Origin of the sequence: Synechococcus sp. CS-1332 (genome assembly GCF_025127995.1) — a bacterium.
Taxonomy (GTDB): domain Bacteria; phylum Cyanobacteriota; class Cyanobacteriia; order PCC-6307; family Cyanobiaceae; genus Cyanobium.
The window spans coordinates 83,603-99,496 of record NZ_JAHLYP010000042.1; the positions used below are offsets into that span (position 1 = coordinate 83,603).

General features: G+C 65.6%; 14 protein-coding genes. 2 read left to right on the forward strand and 12 right to left on the reverse strand.

Annotation, left to right across the window (positions count from 1 at the left end; translation table 11 throughout):
- Positions 1-49: 49 nt before the first annotated feature.
- From KQ305_RS10065 to glpX, 3 genes are all read right to left on the reverse strand, one after another.
- Positions 50-1,345, reverse strand: a complete 1,296-nt coding sequence (locus tag KQ305_RS10065; RefSeq protein ID WP_259725270.1) for a glucose-1-phosphate adenylyltransferase — start codon at positions 1,343-1,345, stop codon at positions 50-52.
- Positions 1,346-1,490: 145 nt separating this feature from the next.
- Positions 1,491-2,801 (reverse strand): glutamyl-tRNA reductase, encoded by a 1,311-nt coding sequence (locus KQ305_RS10070; RefSeq protein ID WP_259725271.1) that lies wholly within the window; start codon positions 2,799-2,801, stop codon positions 1,491-1,493.
- A 35-nt stretch (positions 2,802-2,836) separates the two neighbouring features.
- Positions 2,837-3,841, reverse strand: coding sequence for a class II fructose-bisphosphatase (gene glpX, locus KQ305_RS10075; protein ID WP_259725272.1), 1,005 nt, complete (start codon positions 3,839-3,841; stop codon positions 2,837-2,839).
- A 192-nt stretch (positions 3,842-4,033) separates the two neighbouring features.
- Between glpX and rpe the strand changes: the two genes are divergently transcribed.
- The gene (rpe, locus tag KQ305_RS10080; RefSeq protein ID WP_259725273.1) at positions 4,034-4,717 is read left to right on the forward strand and encodes a ribulose-phosphate 3-epimerase; all 684 of its coding nucleotides are present in this window, start codon (positions 4,034-4,036) and stop codon (positions 4,715-4,717) included.
- Between the two features lie 31 nt (positions 4,718-4,748).
- Here rpe and KQ305_RS10085 read toward each other — a convergent pair whose 3' ends face one another.
- From KQ305_RS10085 to KQ305_RS10120, 8 genes are all read right to left on the reverse strand, one after another.
- Positions 4,749-6,269, reverse strand: a complete 1,521-nt coding sequence (locus KQ305_RS10085; RefSeq protein WP_259725274.1) for a glycosyltransferase family 39 protein — start codon at positions 6,267-6,269, stop codon at positions 4,749-4,751.
- Positions 6,262-7,173 carry a c-type cytochrome biogenesis protein CcsB gene (ccsB, locus tag KQ305_RS10090; protein WP_259725275.1) on the reverse strand — a complete coding sequence of 304 codons (912 nt, stop codon included), beginning with the start codon at positions 7,171-7,173 and terminating at the stop codon, positions 6,262-6,264. Before ccsB ends, KQ305_RS10085 begins: the two co-directional genes overlap by 8 nt.
- Before the next feature lie 55 nt (positions 7,174-7,228).
- On the reverse strand, positions 7,229-8,452 hold the full coding sequence (locus KQ305_RS10095) for an LptF/LptG family permease (protein WP_399231260.1): 1,224 nt from the start codon (positions 8,450-8,452) through the stop codon (positions 7,229-7,231).
- Positions 8,449-9,177 (reverse strand): LPS export ABC transporter ATP-binding protein, encoded by a 729-nt coding sequence (gene lptB, locus KQ305_RS10100; RefSeq protein WP_259725276.1) that lies wholly within the window; start codon positions 9,175-9,177, stop codon positions 8,449-8,451. The genes KQ305_RS10095 and lptB overlap by 4 nt, the downstream gene beginning before the upstream one ends.
- Entirely contained in the window at positions 9,174-9,662 is a 489-nt protein-coding gene (gene lptC / locus KQ305_RS10105) for an LPS export ABC transporter periplasmic protein LptC (RefSeq protein ID WP_259725277.1), read from the reverse strand. Before lptC ends, lptB begins: the two co-directional genes overlap by 4 nt.
- 29 nt (positions 9,663-9,691) lie before the next feature.
- Positions 9,692-10,108 carry a DUF309 domain-containing protein gene (locus KQ305_RS10110; RefSeq protein WP_259725278.1) on the reverse strand — a complete coding sequence of 139 codons (417 nt, stop codon included), beginning with the start codon at positions 10,106-10,108 and terminating at the stop codon, positions 9,692-9,694.
- Positions 10,105-11,913 carry a translational GTPase TypA gene (gene typA, locus KQ305_RS10115; protein ID WP_259725279.1) on the reverse strand — a complete coding sequence of 603 codons (1,809 nt, stop codon included), beginning with the start codon at positions 11,911-11,913 and terminating at the stop codon, positions 10,105-10,107. Before typA ends, KQ305_RS10110 begins: the two co-directional genes overlap by 4 nt.
- Positions 11,914-12,221: 308 nt before the next feature.
- Positions 12,222-12,941, reverse strand: coding sequence for a D-alanyl-D-alanine carboxypeptidase family protein (locus tag KQ305_RS10120; protein WP_259725280.1), 720 nt, complete (start codon positions 12,939-12,941; stop codon positions 12,222-12,224).
- A gap of 126 nt (positions 12,942-13,067) precedes the next feature.
- Between KQ305_RS10120 and chlP the strand changes: the two genes are divergently transcribed.
- Complete coding sequence (gene chlP / locus KQ305_RS10125) at positions 13,068-14,459, forward strand: geranylgeranyl reductase (RefSeq protein ID WP_259725281.1); 1,392 nt, start codon at positions 13,068-13,070, stop codon at positions 14,457-14,459.
- 8 nt (positions 14,460-14,467) lie between these two features.
- On the opposite strand, the gene KQ305_RS10130 is transcribed toward chlP, so the two are convergent.
- Positions 14,468-15,787 carry a hemolysin family protein gene (locus tag KQ305_RS10130; protein ID WP_259725282.1) on the reverse strand — a complete coding sequence of 440 codons (1,320 nt, stop codon included), beginning with the start codon at positions 15,785-15,787 and terminating at the stop codon, positions 14,468-14,470.
- Positions 15,788-15,894 lie beyond the last annotated feature (107 nt).

A 15,894-nucleotide genomic window follows, 5' to 3' on the forward strand; every position in this document is an offset into this window, starting at 1 on the left:
GGGAGGGATGTCAGCAACTGCTGGCCCAGCCCTCCCCCCGAAGCAGGCGTCAGATGACCGTGCCGTCAGCGATGGTGCCGTTCTTCACCACCACCACAATGCCGTTGCGGATGTAGAAGTTGAGCTCCGGCCGGTCGGCCTCCTCCACCCGGTCCTTGTTGACGATGGTGACGTCGCGGCCGATGCGCACGTTCTTGTCGAGGATGGCCCCCTTGACCGTGGTGCCGCGTCCCACGCCGATCGGGGTGCCACCCCGCTCGCGCAGCACCAGCCGCTCCTCGGACGACTCGAAGAAGTCGGCACCCATCACCAGGGTGTCCTGGAGCACCACCTCGTCTTCAACCCGGGAGCGGACCCCCAGGACGCAGTGGTGGACGCTGCAGGCCTTGAGCAGGGAGCCTTCGCCGATGATCGACTGGGTGACCTGGGCGTCCTGCAGCTTGCTGGGCGGAAGGTAACGGGGCCGGGTGTAGATGGGGAACTTCTCGTCGTAGAAGGAGAAGGCCGGGTTGGGTTGATCCGTGAGGGCCAGGTTGGCCTCGTAGAACGCCCCGATCGTGCCGATGTCCTCCCAGTAGTCATCGAACAGGAAGGTCTGCAGATGGTCCCCTTCCCCCAGGGAGGTGGGGATGATCTCCTTGCCGAAATCCGTCGACTCCGGATGGCTCCCCAGCAGGTTGAACAGGGTGTTGCGGTTGAAGACGTAGATCCCCATCGACGCCAGGAAGGGCCGCTTGACGGCCTCCTCGGCGGACAGGCCCAGGCTTTCGGTGTTCACCCGCATCGCCTCGAGGGCTGCCCCCGTTGGCTTCTCGCTGAACTCCAGGATGCGGCCATCGGAGGAGGTGCGCATCAGGCCGAAGCCCTCCGCCTGGGCCCCATCCACCGGCAGGGCGCCCACGGTCAGATCAGCGCCGCAATCGATGTGGTGCTGCACGAACTTGCTGTAATCCATCCGGTAGAGCTGGTCACCGGAGAGGATCAGGTAGTGGTCGACGTCCCACTCCTGAAACAGCCATTGGTACTTGCGCACCGCATCGGCCGTGCCTTCGAACCAACTGGGGCTATCAGGGGTCTGCTGGGCGGCGAGCACCTCCACGAAGCCCTGGCCGAAACCGGCCGAAAGGTTGTAGCTCATCGTCAGGTGACGGTTGAGCGACGCGCTGTTGAACTGGGTCAACACGTAGATCTTGTTGATCTCCGAGTTGATGCAGTTGCTGATGGGAATATCGATCAGGCGGTACTTGCCCGCGAGGGGCACGGCGGGCTTCGCCCGCATCTTGGTGAGGGGGTAGAGACGCGTTCCCGCCCCGCCTCCCAGGATGATGGCCAGAACGCGTTTCATGAGCCCAGTCCTCGGTCCTTGGCTGGCCAGACCGTACTGGAGCGTGGTGACGGGGAGCGCGGCGCGGCGGCAACTCGGTTCATGTTCCGTTGCAGTGGTTGGCTGGGCTGGGGACGGTTGATCCCTGGCGCCCGGGGGGGAAGGCTCAGGCCTCCGGTGGGTCGTCGTGAAGCTCGAAGAGGTCCCGAAGCACCCCCATGGACGCCAGTCGCTGCTGACGGGGCTGGGGGGCCCGCAGCTTGGTGACCGGGGTGTGCAGGATCTTGTTGATGATCCCCTTGCTGAGGGCTTCCACCACCTTCCTTTCGCGGGCGGAGAGGTCGGGGCCCATGCGACTCAGGGCCTTCTGGAGCTCCTGTTCGCGGATGTCCTCCAGCTGGAGGCGCAAGCGGTTGACCAGGGGGACCGCCTCGAGGCCGTCCCACCATTCCAGGAACAGGCGCGATTCCTCGGCCAGCAGCCCCTCGGCCTCGGCGGCCATCTCCCGGCGGGCCTCCTGGTTGCGGGCGACCACCTCCTGAAGATCGTCGACATCGAAACTGTCGACACCCGGCAGCTCGGCCGCATCCGCGCTGATGTTGCGGGGCACACCGATATCGATGAGCATCAGGCTGGAGCGGCGGTTCAGCCCCTCCAGACGGCGAGCCGTGATGATCGGCTCCTCGGCGCCGGTGCTGGTGAACACCAGCGAGCAGGTGCTCAGGCAGTGGTCGAGGTCGTCCAGGGGACGGCACTGCACCGGCAGGGTGGGGAAATCGGCCGCCAGGGCTTCCGCCCGGGAGACGGTCCGGTTGAGCACCACCACGCCCCGGCAGCCCTTGGCCTGGAGGTGCTGCAGCAGCAGGCGGGCCATGCGGCCGGCCCCCACCACCGCCACCTGTTCCTGATCCAGGGGGACCAGTTCGTCCCGGCCGCGGGCCTGGCCCACCTTGAGCTGGGCCAGCTCGACGGCCGCGGAGCTGATCGACACCGCCCCGGTGCCCAGGTTGGTTTCGGTGCGCACCCGCTTGCCGGTGCTCACCGCCTGGTTGAGCAGGCGATTGAGGATCGGCCCCACGGAGCGGTGCTCCTGGCCCAGGCGCACCATCTTCTTCACCTGGGAGAGGATCTGCCCCTCCCCCAGCACCAGGCTGTCGAGGCCGGCGGCCACCCGCAGCAGGTGGCCCACGGCCTCCTCGTGGTGGAAGGTGAACAGATGGGGGCGCAGCTCCTCCACCGCCAGTCCGGACTGCTGGCTGAGGAAGTCGCCGACGGCGCTGATGCCCCGTTCGGGATGGCGCAGGAGGGTGTAGATCTCCAGCCGGTTGCAGGTGCTCAGGATCGAGGCCTCGATCACCTGCTCATCCGCCCGCAGCCTCTGGAGGGAGTCCTCCATGGTCTGCTCGGGGATGCTCAGGCGCTCGCGGATTTCCACCGGAGCCGTGCGATGGCTGAGACCGACGACGGCGATGTGCATGGAGGCGGGCTCCGGGGGTCCGGGCTCTGGTGGATTCAGCGCAGGGCGATGCTCTTGGCGCCCTCCTTGATGTGCACCGTATCGGTGAAGCGGGCGCTGCGGTCGTGCGAGCTGATGATCAGGCTGCTGGTGCGGGTGCAGTCGGCCTCAAACACAACGCCCTTGAACAGCAGGCCGGGGGTGATGCCGCTGCCGGCGAAGACGACGTTCTCGCCGGAGGCCAGCTCCTCTGCTTCGTAGACCTTGTCGACGTCGGTGATGCCCATCTCGTTGAGGCGGGCGATGTTGCCCTCCTTGGTGTAGTCGGCCCACTCGCTGGTCTGGGCGACGGCGGGGTCGTATACCAGCTGGCCCTGGAAGTGGCCGCCGAGGCAGCGCAGGGCGGCGGCGGAGATCACACCTTCAGGGGCCGCGCCGATGCCCATCAGGCAATGGGTGCCGGTGCCGGCGAAGCCGCAGGCGATCGCGGCCTGCACGTCACCGTCACTGATCGGCTTGACCCGGGCGCCGGTGGCGCGGATCTCGGCGATCAGGCCCTTGTGGCGGGCGCGGTCCATCACCACGATCACCAGGTCGCTGGCGGGCATGCCCAGGCACTCACTGAGGATGGCGATGTTCTCGGTGGCGCTTTTGCGGATGTCCACCTTGCCCTTGGCGGCCGGCGGCGCCGCCAGCTTCTTCATGTAGAAGTCGGGGGCATAGAAGAGGCCACCGCGGTCGCTGGCGGCCAGCACGGCCATCGAGCCGTCCTGGGCGTTGGCGCAGAGGTTGGTGCCTTCGCAGGGATCCACGGCGAAATCGACGCCGGGACCGGTGCCGCTGCCCACTTCCTCGCCGATGTAAAGCATCGGTGCTTCATCCCGCTCGCCCTCACCGATGACGATGCGGCCCTGCATGGCGATGCTGCCCATGCGGGTGCGCATCGCCTCCACGGCGGCGGCATCGGCTTCGTCCTTCTTGCCGAGCCCTGTCAGGTGGGCAGAGGCGATGGCGGCCTGCTCGACGACTTCGAGCAGTTCCTGGATGAGAGTGCGATCCACAACGGTCCGGCGGGGGGAGGGGCCTCAACGAGGGGCCGGCACGCCGGAGGCGGACCGCAGCCAAAGCGGGGAAAGATCCAGCCGCTGCAAGGCCTCTCGGAGTCGAAGCGGGGCCATCGTATCAGCGCGCCCGGGGGCCGAAGCAGGGCGGCTCCTTACAATTCCTCCATTCTTCCGTTGCGGTGGCCGTCCATGAGCACCAAGCCCCTGGTGATCTCCCCGTCGATCCTTTCCGCCGACTTCTCCCGCCTCGGTGACGATGTCCGCGCCGTCGACGCCGCCGGTGCCGACTGGATCCACGTGGACGTGATGGATGGCCGCTTCGTGCCCAACATCACCATCGGCCCCTTGATCGTCGAGGCCCTGCGACCGGTGACGTCCAAGCCCCTGGACGTGCACCTGATGATCGTCGAGCCCGAACGGTATGTGGCTGATTTCGCCAAGGCGGGCGCCGACATCATCAGCGTCCAGGTGGAAGCCTGCCCCCACCTGCACCGCAACCTGAGCCAGATCAAGGACCTGGGCAAGATGGCCGGCGCCGTGCTCAACCCCAGCACCCCCCTCGACACGCTCGAGTACTGCCTGGAGCTCTGTGATCTGGTGCTGATCATGAGTGTCAACCCCGGCTTCGGCGGCCAGAGCTTCATCCCTTCCCAGGTGGAGAAGATCCGCCAGCTGCGCCGTCTGTGTGATGAGCGCGGCCTTGATCCCTGGATCGAAGTCGATGGCGGCGTCAAGGGCAGCAACGCCTGGCAGGTGATCGAGGCCGGCGCCAACGCCATCGTCAGCGGCTCGGGGGTCTTCGGCCACGCCGACTACGCCGAGGCCATCACCGGGATCCGCAACAGCCGCCGCCCCGAACCGGCCCTGGTCTGAACACATCACACCGTCATCCAGGCCGCCACCCTCAGGGGGACGAGGTCGTCAACGCGCTCGGCCCGTAGACGCGGGGCAACGGGTGGGGAAGGGGGCCGAAGCGGGAGAAGGCCAGTCGCAGTGCCGGTCGTCCGGCGCGAAGGATCTCGACGCTGCCCAGGGACTCCAAGGTCCCCATCCAGGGCACCCAGGAGGCCGGGACAAGCGGCTTGCCTGGTTCTTCCAGGCCGAAGATCACACCGGTTGTTCCCTTGAAGCCACCAGCGGGCTGCCACCAGGCAAACCCCCGGGCGTCAGGGTTGAAGGTGGTGAACCTCGCGTTGTGTCCAGGACCCAGCGCCAGCGATAAAAATCCAGGCAGGTCGTAGCGGGTGCCGGCAATCAGCTGGGCCTGCTGCAGAGCCTTCCAGACGCCAGGGTTGCGCCGCAGATCCCTGCGCAGGCTGTCCGGTGGCATCAGCTGCGTCGAGGTGTCCAGCCCGGCAGGCAACCAGCGGTCGACGATCCCCCAGCGCACCTGCAACGCAAGGATGAGCAGCAGCGGTGGCAGGACCACGGCCGTGCCCCAACCCCCGGCCACCAGCCAAGGCCAGCGGCTGGGCCGTTTCAGACCAGCGAGCCAATCGCCGGCAAGCGGCAGCAGCAGCCACCAGGCCGGCACCAGCCAACTCGCCAGCACATGCATCCGCCCGCTCAAAGCCACGAACACCACCAGTTGCGGCAGCACCAACCAGCGCAGCAGTTGCCTGGGAGCGACGGCTTCATCCTGACCAGATCGGGGCAGCAGGGCCAGCAGCAGCACGACGCCGAGCGTGGGAAAAAGCAGCACCAACTGGGACAGGAGCAGCAGGGGGGGTGAGGCCAGCGAATACGTCACCCCTGCATCGATGCGGCCGCCCTGGAAGAGGAAGGAGACCCAGCCATGGCTCATGTTCCAAAGCCACAGAGGCGCCGACACGGTCAGCCAGACCAGCCCTCCGAAGGCTGGCCAGGGACTGCGGTAGAGGGCCTGCCGCTGGGGTGAGGCAAGGCACCAGCCCAGCAGGGAGAGCAGCACCAGGAAGGAGTGGTACTTCCCCAGGGTCACCAGGCCAAGGATGAAGCCAAGCCCGACGGCCTCAGCGGCTGTGGTGGGAATCACCTTCGGGTGTCGGGATAACCACCAGAGGAGTGCGGCCAGGGCCAGCAGCAGGGGACTGTCCGGAAGCAGCAACACGCCGCCGCAAAGCAGAAGAACTGGACAGAGGCTGCCCAGGATGGCGCTCACCAGTGCGGCGCGCCGACCGAACCAACGCTGTGTCGCCCCGGCCAACAAGACGAGCGCCACGGTGTAGCTCAGAACTGAGGGCAGCCTCAGGGCGAAGATCGACTCCCCCAACCGCTGGCCTGCCCAGGCCCAGAGCCCCACCGCGGCGGGGTGATCGAAGTAGCTGAGATCGAGCTGACGCCCGTAGAAGTTGTAATAAGCCTCGTCGTAGCCCGGGGGCAGAATCGCGGCGAGTGCCAGCCGCAGGACCAATCCTGCGCCGAGCACAAGGGGCAAGCTAGTCACCGAGGAACCAGCCGTAGCTGTGCAGGCCGATGCCGAGCAGGTTGACGCCGATGTAGCAGACGGCGATCACCACCAGGCCCGCGGAGGCCACGATCGCCGGCCGCCGGCCCTGCCAGCCGCGGATGAGGCGGGTGTGCAGGTAGGCCGCATAGACCAGCCAGCAGATCAGGGCCCAGGTCTCCTTTGGATCCCAGCTCCACCAGCTGCCCCACGCCTCATTCGCCCAGACGGCCCCGCTCACCAGACCGACCGACAGCAGCAGGAAGCCGACCGTGATCGTGCGGTAGCTGAGGCTGTCGAGCTGTTCGCTGATGCGGAAGCTGCTGCTGCTCAAGGCCATCGCGCCGGGTCCGTCGCTCGCCAGCTGAGCCTGGCGGAAGCCGCCGCTGCCGATCGAGCTGCCCCGCAGCTCCAGATCCTGGTTTCGGTCAACGAACAGCACGGCGACGGACAGCAAGGATCCCACCAGCAGGGCCGCGTAGCTGACCATGATCACGCTGACGTGCATCACCAGCCAGCTGGAGCGCAACGCCGGCACCAGGGGCGAGGCTTCCTGCAGGCGATCGGGCAGGGCAAAGCTGGCGAACGCGACACAGCCCAGACCCATGGGCGTAGCCGCCGCCGCCACCAGGGGGTTGGGCCAGCTGCGTTCGACCAGCAGCTGGGTGAGGGTGCAGGCCCACGCCAGGAAACAGAGCGATTCGTAAAGGTTGCTGATCGGGAAGTGGCCCGACTCCCACCAGCGCAGCACCAGCTGGGCCGTGAGGCAGAGATTGGCGGAGGCCACCAGGATCCTCACCACCGGGTTGCTGTGGCCGCCGCTGACGGACCAGAAGGCGATGGGCAACACCAGCAGCAGCAGGGCGAAGGCCGCAAGTCCAAGACCGATGACCGGATCGTTCACCAGGGGAGTGGATCGAAACCGACCCACTCTGCCGTGTCATCAGGCGGGTGGGGCCTCAGCGGCTGGCCTGACGCAGCAACCAGAGCCCGCCGGCCAGGCCGATGAACACCGGCAACCACGCCGCCATGAAGGGCATCAGGGTTCCCGTGATCCCCAGGGAGCTGAAGATGAAGGACATCAGGTAGTAGCCGAAGATCAGCAGCACGCTGATGCCGAAACCCTGGCTGCGGCTCGTTCGAGAGTTGGGCCGCACCCCCAGGCTGCTGCCGATCAATCCGAAGACCAGACAGATGGCAGGGAATGCGAACTTCTCCTGGATGCGCACCCGTAACCGTCGCGCCTCCTTGGTGTTGTTGGCCTCCAGCAGCAGCCGCTCCGCTGTAAGGGCCTGCCCAACGGTCATGGTGCTGGCATCGGTGGGCAGCTGGGCCACCTCGATCGGATCGCGGGTGAAGGGATAGAGGTAGCGGTCGAAACTGGCGGAGGTGGTGGTGCCGCTAGCGATGTCGATGTTGGTGATGCGGCCCTTGTTGAACTCCCACATGCCCTGCTCCTCATTCCACTCTCCGGTCAGCGCCGTGAGCATCTGCCGATAGCCGTGGCGTGAAAAGTCGAGCAGGGTGACATCGAGCATGACGCCCTTGCGGAACTGGCGGGCGTGGAAGATATGGGTGAGCCACTTCGACGTGTCGCCATTCGGCAACTTGACATCGGTGAAGCGGGAATAGAGGGCGTTGTCGCTTTGCTCGGTGGCGATGGCCTTGCCCAAGGCCCGCTCCAGGCTGTTGGTCGCCTCCAGGTTGGCCCGAGGCACGATCGCGTCATTGAAAACGAAGGTGAGCAGGCTCATCACCAGGGCCAGGGCCATGGCTGGCAACACCATGCGCCGGGTGCTCACCCCCACGCTGCGCAGGGCTGTCAGCTCGCTGCTCCCCGACAGTCGGCTGTACGCCAGCAGGGTGGCCATCAGCGTGGCCATCGGGAAGGAGAGCACCAGGAAGGAGGGCAGTCGCAGCAGCAGCACCTTCACGGCCGCCAGCACCGGCAGGCCGGACTCGGCGACCCGTCGCACCAGTTCGAACACAGCTCCCACCGAAAGGGAGACGGCGGTGAAGGCGGCGATGCCAAACAGCAGGGGGCCCAGCAGCTCCTGCAGCAACCAGCGATCCAGCAGGGGCAGATCCCGCCAGCGTGGCGGGGTTCGCCGCCAGTCCCGCAGTCGCTCGCGGCTGGGCAGTTGCAGCCAGGTGGGACGCTTCTCCAGCAGAGCTCCCTTCACAACTGAAAGCCCTCGCCAAGGTAATGACGCCTGACCAGGGGATCGTTGGCCACTGACAGGGAGGGACCGGACGCCAGGATCTTGCCATCGGCAAGGATGTAAGCCCGGTCGGTGATCGCCAGGGTCTCCCGCACGTTGTGATCGGTGATCAGGACCCCCATCTGACGATTGCGCAGGCTGTCAATCAGGGCCTGGAGGTCGGCCACGGCCATGGGGTCCACCCCGGCGAAGGGTTCGTCGAGCAGCAGGTAGCGGGGACCCTGGTTCCCCACCGCCAGGGCCCTGGCCACTTCGCAACGGCGCCGCTCCCCGCCGGAGAGCTGATAGCCAAGGCGATACTGAAAGCTGCCCAGATGGAAGTCGTTGATCAGCTCATCGAGCCGCTGGCGACGCCCGGCCGGCTCCGAGCCGCTCTCCTGCAAGGCCAGCATCAGGTTGTCGCGGACGCTGAGCTGACGGAAGACGCTCGCCTCCTGGGGGAGGTAACCGATGCCCAGCCTGGCCCGGCGCGGCATCGGCAGATGGGCGACGGAATCCCCATCCAGGAGAACCTCACCGCAGTCGGGCCTGAGCAGCCCGGTGATCAGGTTGAAGGTCGTGGTCTTGCCAGCCCCATTCGGACCCAGGAGCCCCACCACCTCACCGGGCTGGAGGTCCAGGCTCACGTCGCTCACCAGGGGACGACCTGCGAGGGTGATGGCCACCCTCTCCAGTACCAGGCTCACGGCTTGGCGATGGCAGGCTTGCCAGGGGCCGGCTTGCCATTGCCTTGCTGCTGCAGACGGAACTTGCTGAAGACCTGCTTGCCGGCCGGCGGTTCCGCCACCATGCGTTCACTGTCCAACTGGTACACCAACTTCTCGGCCCGCAGCCGTTGGCCGTCGTTGTCAATCACATCGACATCGCCGGTGAGCACCAGGCGCCCTTCATTGCTGAAGTACTGGGCCTGGCGCGAGGTTGCTGTCATGCCGCGGTCGGCATAGACAATGCGCACGTTGCCGGTGGCGGTGACGATGCCGTTCTGATTATCGGCCTGCTGCTTGTCGGACTCGATCGTGACCATGCCCGTGGCGGGTGCTTTCGCCCTGGCGGCCTGGGCCGTTTCTGCTGGTGCCTGGGCCGCGACAGGGCGCGGCGGAATCACCTGCACAGCAGCGGCGGCCAGCCCTGCGGCGAGCACGAACAGGAGTGGGCGTTGGGGCAGGGTCAAGGTGGAAATCGTTGAGGCCTTGAGTGTGCTCAATGTACCGGCGACGTGCCCGTCCCTCGCGCCAGTTCCAGGCGCGGCAGGGGCAGGGAACCCAGATCGCCCTGCTGCTGCAGGGCGTTCAGGCGCTGTGCCGCCAGCTGGCGCAGGGGAACCAGGGCCAGACCGAGGGCGTCATCGTCGCAGTGGCGCAGCCGCCCCAGGCCTTCGCCCATCAACACCGTGGCGCCCCGTCGGTTGTCCCTCTCCAGGTGAAGCTCTGCCACGGCGATCTGAAGCAGGCCCTGCAGAACCGGGCGCATGGGTCCCTGGGTCTCATGCCAGAGCTCTTCGAAACCGTCGTGGCAGGCGTACCAGTCGGCGGCGTTGAAGTGGGCCACCGCCTGTTGCAGGCGGTGATCGGCCTGCAGCAGGGTTTCCTCGTCGACCGGCACAGAGCCGCCGCTCAACGCTTGGCGGCTTTCTTCACCGGCATCTTGCGCAGACGGATCGACTCGGGCGTGACCTCGAGCATCTCGTCAGGACCGATGTACTCCAGGGCCCGCTCCAGGGTCATCTGGATGGGGGACTGCAGGGTGTCGAGCACCTCGGCGCCGGCCGAGCGGATGTTGGTGACCTGCTTGGCCTTGCAGACGTTCAGTTCGAGATCGGGCGGACGATTGTGCTCACCGACGATCATCCCCTTGTACACCTTGGTGCCGGGGGTGATGAAGAACTGGCCCCGATCCTCAGCCCCCTTGAGGGCATAGAAGGTGGCGGTGCCCTCCTCGAAGGCGATCAGCACGCCATTGCGGCGGGCATCGAAGTCCCCCTGCATGCGGCGATAGTCGAGGAAGGAATGGCTCATGATTCCTTCGCCACGGCTGGCCCGGATGAACTCACCCCGGAAGCCGATCAGGCCCCGGGACGGCACCACGAATTCCAGCTGGGTGCGCCCATCACTGGTGGCCTCCATGTTCTGCATTTCGCCCTTACGAATACCCAGCTTCTCGATGCAGCTGCCCACCGCTTCCTCGGGCACGTCCATCACCAGGGTTTCGAACGGCTCATGGGGCGTTCCGTCGATGGTGCGGAAGATCACCTGGGGCTGGGACACCTGGAACTCAAAGCCCTCGCGGCGCATCGTCTCGATCAGGATGCCCAGGTGCAGCTCACCCCGTCCGCAGACGGAGAAGCGGTCGGGGGAGTCGGTGTCCTCCACCCGCAGGGCCACGTTGGTGAGCAGTTCACGCTGCAGGCGATCCCGTAGCTGACGGCTGGTGACGAACTTGCCCTCCTTGCCCGCGAACGGCGAGTCGTTGACCACGAAGGTCATCTGCAGGGTGGGTTCATCCACCTTGATCAGCGGCAGGGCCTCGGGATGATCGGGGCAGGCGATGGTTTCGCCAATGTTGACCTCATCGAAACCGGCCACGGCCACCAGATCACCCGCCCTGGCTTCGGGAATCTCCACCCGCTGCAGCCCCTGGAAGCCCAGCAGCTTGCTGATGCGGCCCCGTTTGATACTGCCGTCGTCGCGGATGAGGGCAACGCTCTGGCCGCCGACGATGGTGCCGTTGTGGACCCGGCCGATCATGATCCGACCCAGGAAGTCGGAGTAATCGAGCGTGGTCACCTGCAGCTGCAGGGGCTTGGTGGGATCCCCCACCGGCGGCGGAACATGCCGGAGAATGGCATCAAACAGCGGCTTCATGTTGTCGCTCTCGGTGGCCATGTCGGGCTTGGCGTACCCGGCCATGCCGCTGCCGAAGAGATAGGTGAAATCGCACTGGTCGTCGTCGGCTCCGAGCTCCAGGAACAGGTCCAGAACTTTGTCGACGGCCTGCTCGGGATCAACACGGGCCCGGTCGATCTTGTTGACGAAGACGATCGGCCGCAGTCCCTTTTCGAGTGCCTTCTTGAGCACGAAGCGGGTCTGGGGCATGGGGCCTTCGTTGGCGTCCACAATCAGCAGACAGCCATCGACCATGCCGAGCACCCGCTCCACCTCACCACCGAAATCGGAGTGACCGGGGGTGTCGACAATGTTGATGCGAATGCCGTTGTAATCCACGGCCGTGTTCTTGGACAGAATCGTGATTCCCCGCTCCCGCTCCAGATCGTTGGAATCCATCACACAGGTGGGCACCGCTTCGCCTTCGCGGAAGATGCCGGACTGCTCGAGCAGGGCATCCACCAAGGTGGTCTTGCCGTGGTCGACGTGGGCGATGATCGCGATATTGCGTATCGGGGCGCCTTTGATGTCGCCGCTCATGGGGATGTCGTCCTGCGATGGTGGGGGAAAGGGTTCGACGGAATCGAATCGACGCAGATCGTTTCCTGGGAAACGAGAGGTTGATGGCGAAACGAAGAAGGCATGTCGCTGCCAACGGGCCAAGAAAGTAGGCCGCTAAAAAAGGGCCGCTGTGATGGGGCCAACCTGCGCTCTGACGCTTCGTCTGGATTTTCGGTGAAACCCTGACGCGCCGGCCCGGTTGGACATGTGGCGAACGTTGAAGCGAATCTTGATCCTACTCCCACCCCCTCCAGCCATCCCTGCGGCGGGTCTCCGAACCCCCTGGGTCAGCGGGCCAGCCGCTGGGCCGGCTCGAACATCTCCAGGGCCTCAGTGGATCCCTCGAAGCGCCAGTGCCACGGCTCATAAATGACGCCTTGGCGGTTGCCTTGCGGAAAGGAACGCACGAAATGGAAGCGGGCGGCATGGCGATCAAGCCAGCGGTAAGCCTCGGTGCCCTCAAAGCTCTCCCTGAGGTTGGTGGCCGGCAGACGGCCGTCGCCCAGGTCCACCGCAAAGCCGGTGCTGTGCTCGGAAAAGCCAGGTGGAGCACTCACCCGAGCCCGGTCGGCGGAGGTCTGGTTGCGCTCAGCTTTGACATCAAAGAACAGCTGCTTCTGAAGATCAACGCTGCGGTAGGCACTCAGGACAGTGAGGGAAATGCCATCGGCATCGGCGGCATCCCGCATGGCATCCAGGGCTCGGGCCGCCTCCGGCCGCAACAGCAGACCTGGTGCCATCGCCACCAAATCCTCGGGTTTGGCCTCGGGATAGGGGAAATGGCCCAGCAAGCGCCCATCCGGCCCCAGACGGGCCGCAAGCCCCGGCACGGGCGCGGGGGTGATCAGGCTGCGGAGTGGCCCGAGCAGCAGCAGCACGGCTCCACCGGCCAGCAGGGCACTCGTGATTAGCACCAGGACCAGACGCCTGGGGAGGGAAGCCTGCCGGCGAGGACGGGGCGTGGTGCGCCTGGCCAGCGGGATGTCGTCGAACCCTGGGGCGGACACTCCCGCAGCTGCAAGCCGGCACCGATCTTAGGTGGGGGCTCATTTCAGTGGTTTTTCTACCGGACGGATGCCCGCCCGGCGGTGTTAGCTTCCACGCCACATCCCAATGGCAGAGCAGGTTTCAAGATGTTGCGAGTGGCAGTCGTGGGCGGCGGCCCCAGCGGTTCCTGTGCTGCGGAAGTTCTCGCCAAGGCAGGCATCCAGACCTGGCTGTTCGAGCGCAAGCTCGATAACGCCAAACCCTGTGGAGGCGCGATTCCCCTCTGCATGGTTGAGGAGTTCGACCTTCCGGACTCGATCATCGACCGCAAGGTGCGGAATATGCGGATGATCTCCCCCTCCAACAGGGAGGTGGACATCCACCTGGAGAACAGCAACGAGTACATCGGCATGTGCCGCCGGGAAGTCCTCGATGGCTACCTGCGCAACAGGGCCGCTGAACTGGGTGCCCAGCTGGTCAATGGCCTGGTGCAGAGCATCGACACCGGCAGCCAGCGTCAGGGCCCCTACACCCTCCACTACGCCGACTACTCCTCCGGCGGCCCCACCGGCGAGCTGAAGACCCTCGAGGTGGATCTGATCGTCGGGGCCGACGGCGCCAACAGCCGGGTGGCCAAGGCCATGGATGCAGGCGACTACAACGTGGCGATCGCCTTCCAGGAGCGCATCCGTCTGCCCGCCGAGGAGATGGCCTACTACGAGGATCTCGCGGAGATGTACGTCGGCACCGATGTGTCGCCTGATTTCTACGCCTGGGTCTTCCCCAAGTACGACCACGTGGCGGTGGGCACGGGCACGATGCAGGCCAACCAGTCGCTGATCAAGGGACTCCAGAAAGGCATCCGCGCCCGGGCCAGCCGGCGTCTGCTGCGCGGCGAGGTGATCAAGGTGGAAGCCCACCCGATCCCCGAGCACCCCCGCCCCCGGCGTGTGGTGGGCCGCATGGCCCTGGTGGGGGACGCGGCCGGTTATGTCACCAAGAGCTCCGGTGAAGGCATCTACTTCGCCGCCAAGAGTGGCCGCATGTGTGCCGAGGAGATCGTGGCCGCCAGCGCCTCCGGCAGCCGCATTCCCACCGAAAAAGACCTCAAGGTCTACATCCGCAAGTGGGATCGCAAGTACGGCGCCACCTACAAGGTGCTGGAGCTCCTTCAGAACATCTTCTACAGCAACGATCCTGCCCGTGAGGCGTTCGTGGAGATGTGCGATGACAAGGACGTGCAGCGCCTCACCTTCGACAGCTACCTGTACAAGCGGGTGGTGGCGATGAACCCCTGGCAGCAGATCAAGCTGACCGTGCTCACCCTGGCTGCGGTGCTCAGGGGGCAGGCCTTGGCACCAGCCGGCTACAAGCCGGTGCCCAGTGCCGTGCGCTCGGCCGAGGAGGCGGAAGCGATTTTCCTGGCCGCAGAACCGCGCTCGTCGATGAAGCCCTCGGGGGTTCACGCCACGACCCCGTCAGTGGATCCCCAATCCGGAACCGATTCCGCCAAGGAACCCGAGCTGGTGGCCAAGTGATGGCGCCCTCAGGCCAGAGTTTCACTCTTGTCTGAGGGCGCCTCGATGCGATTCACCAGGAGTTTATCGACCCTGTTGCCATCCATGTCCACGACCTCAATGCGCAGGTCTTCCCAATCGAATCCTTCTCCAGCCTGGGGGATGTGTTCGAGGAAGTGCATCACGAATCCTCCGAGGGTCTGATAGCCGCCGCTGATCTCTTCTGGCAGGGAGGCTTTCATGACCAGGTCCTTGAAGTCGGCGATGTCGAGGGCACCATCGAGGAGCCAGGAACCATCCTGGCGAACGATGATCATGGGATCTTCCTTGTCCCTGGCGGAGGACAGATCACCCACGATCGCTTCCATCATGTCGTTGAGGGTCACCAGTCCCTCGATGCCGCCGAATTCATCGGTGACCAAAGCGATGTGGACCCCACTGGTCCGGAATTGCTCGATCAGCTTCAGTGCTCTGGTGCTTTCGCCCACGTAAAGAGGCGTGTGAAGGAAGGACTCGATCTCCCGTGGCCCATCGGTGAGCTGGGCCGCCAGAAAGGTGCGACCGCGGACCACGCCCACACAGGCGTCCAGGCTGTCGCGCGCAACGGGGTAAAGGGAATGGTTGGCCCGAATCACAAGATCGAGGTGGGACTGGGAGGACTCGGAGAGATCCAGCCAGCAGATTTCAGTTCGGGGCGTCATGATCGCCTTCACCGGCCGATCGGCCAGGCGAAACACCCGCTCCACCATGGCGTGCTCCGCCACGTCGAACAGGCCTGATTCCGTTCCCCTGCGCAGCAGGGTCCGGATCTCGTCTTCGGTGATCTCCGGCTCGCCGTTCTCGCCGATGCCCATCAAGCTGAGCAGCCGATCGGTGGAAGAGCCGAGCAGATGGGCCAGGGGAGCCATCCAGCGTGACAGGGTCCGCATGGGCGGTGCCACCAGGCACGCGAAGCGCTCCGGATCACTCAGGGCGATGCGCTTGGGGACCAGCTCCCCCAGCACCAGGGAAAGAAAGGTGATCAACGTCACCACGATTCCCAGGGCCAGAGGTTCGGCCCAGGGCCGCAACGGGGGCACCGCCTCCAACAGCGGCCGCAGCGACTCGGCCAGCCGTGAGCCGCCAAGGGCGCCACTGAGGATGCCGATCAATGTGATGCCGATCTGCACCGTCGAGAGGAAATCGTTGGGCGATCGGATTAGTTTCAGAGCCACTTCCGCCTTCGGGTCGCCAGCTTCCGCCTGGTGCTCAAGGCGCAGTCGCCGAGCCGACATCATCGCCAACTCCGAACCGGAAAAGATCCCGTTGATCAGGATCAAAAGGACAATCAGAACACCATCGAACAGCATCGGCAATTCCAGTGATGGCCCCTCGGCCGGCAAACGGATCGAAAGGACAAGTTAGGTGACAACGGCTGAAGCTCCCTGGCGAGAGCCCTTTCTCTGGAAGCTTCCTA

Bases quoted from the DNA above. Each gene is read 5' to 3' on its own strand.
- chlP (WP_259725281.1), top strand. From the start codon at position 13,068: ATGTTGCGAGTGGCAGTCGTGGGCGGCGGCCCCAGCGGTTCCTGTGCT.
- typA (WP_259725279.1), bottom strand. From the start codon at position 11,913: ATGAGCGGCGACATCAAAGGCGCCCCGATACGCAATATCGCGATCATC.
- KQ305_RS10130 (WP_259725282.1), bottom strand. From the start codon at position 15,787: ATGCTGTTCGATGGTGTTCTGATTGTCCTTTTGATCCTGATCAACGGG.
- KQ305_RS10070 (WP_259725271.1), bottom strand. From the start codon at position 2,801: ATGCACATCGCCGTCGTCGGTCTCAGCCATCGCACGGCTCCGGTGGAA.
- rpe (WP_259725273.1), top strand. From the start codon at position 4,034: ATGAGCACCAAGCCCCTGGTGATCTCCCCGTCGATCCTTTCCGCCGAC.
- KQ305_RS10065 (WP_259725270.1), bottom strand. From the start codon at position 1,345: ATGAAACGCGTTCTGGCCATCATCCTGGGAGGCGGGGCGGGAACGCGT.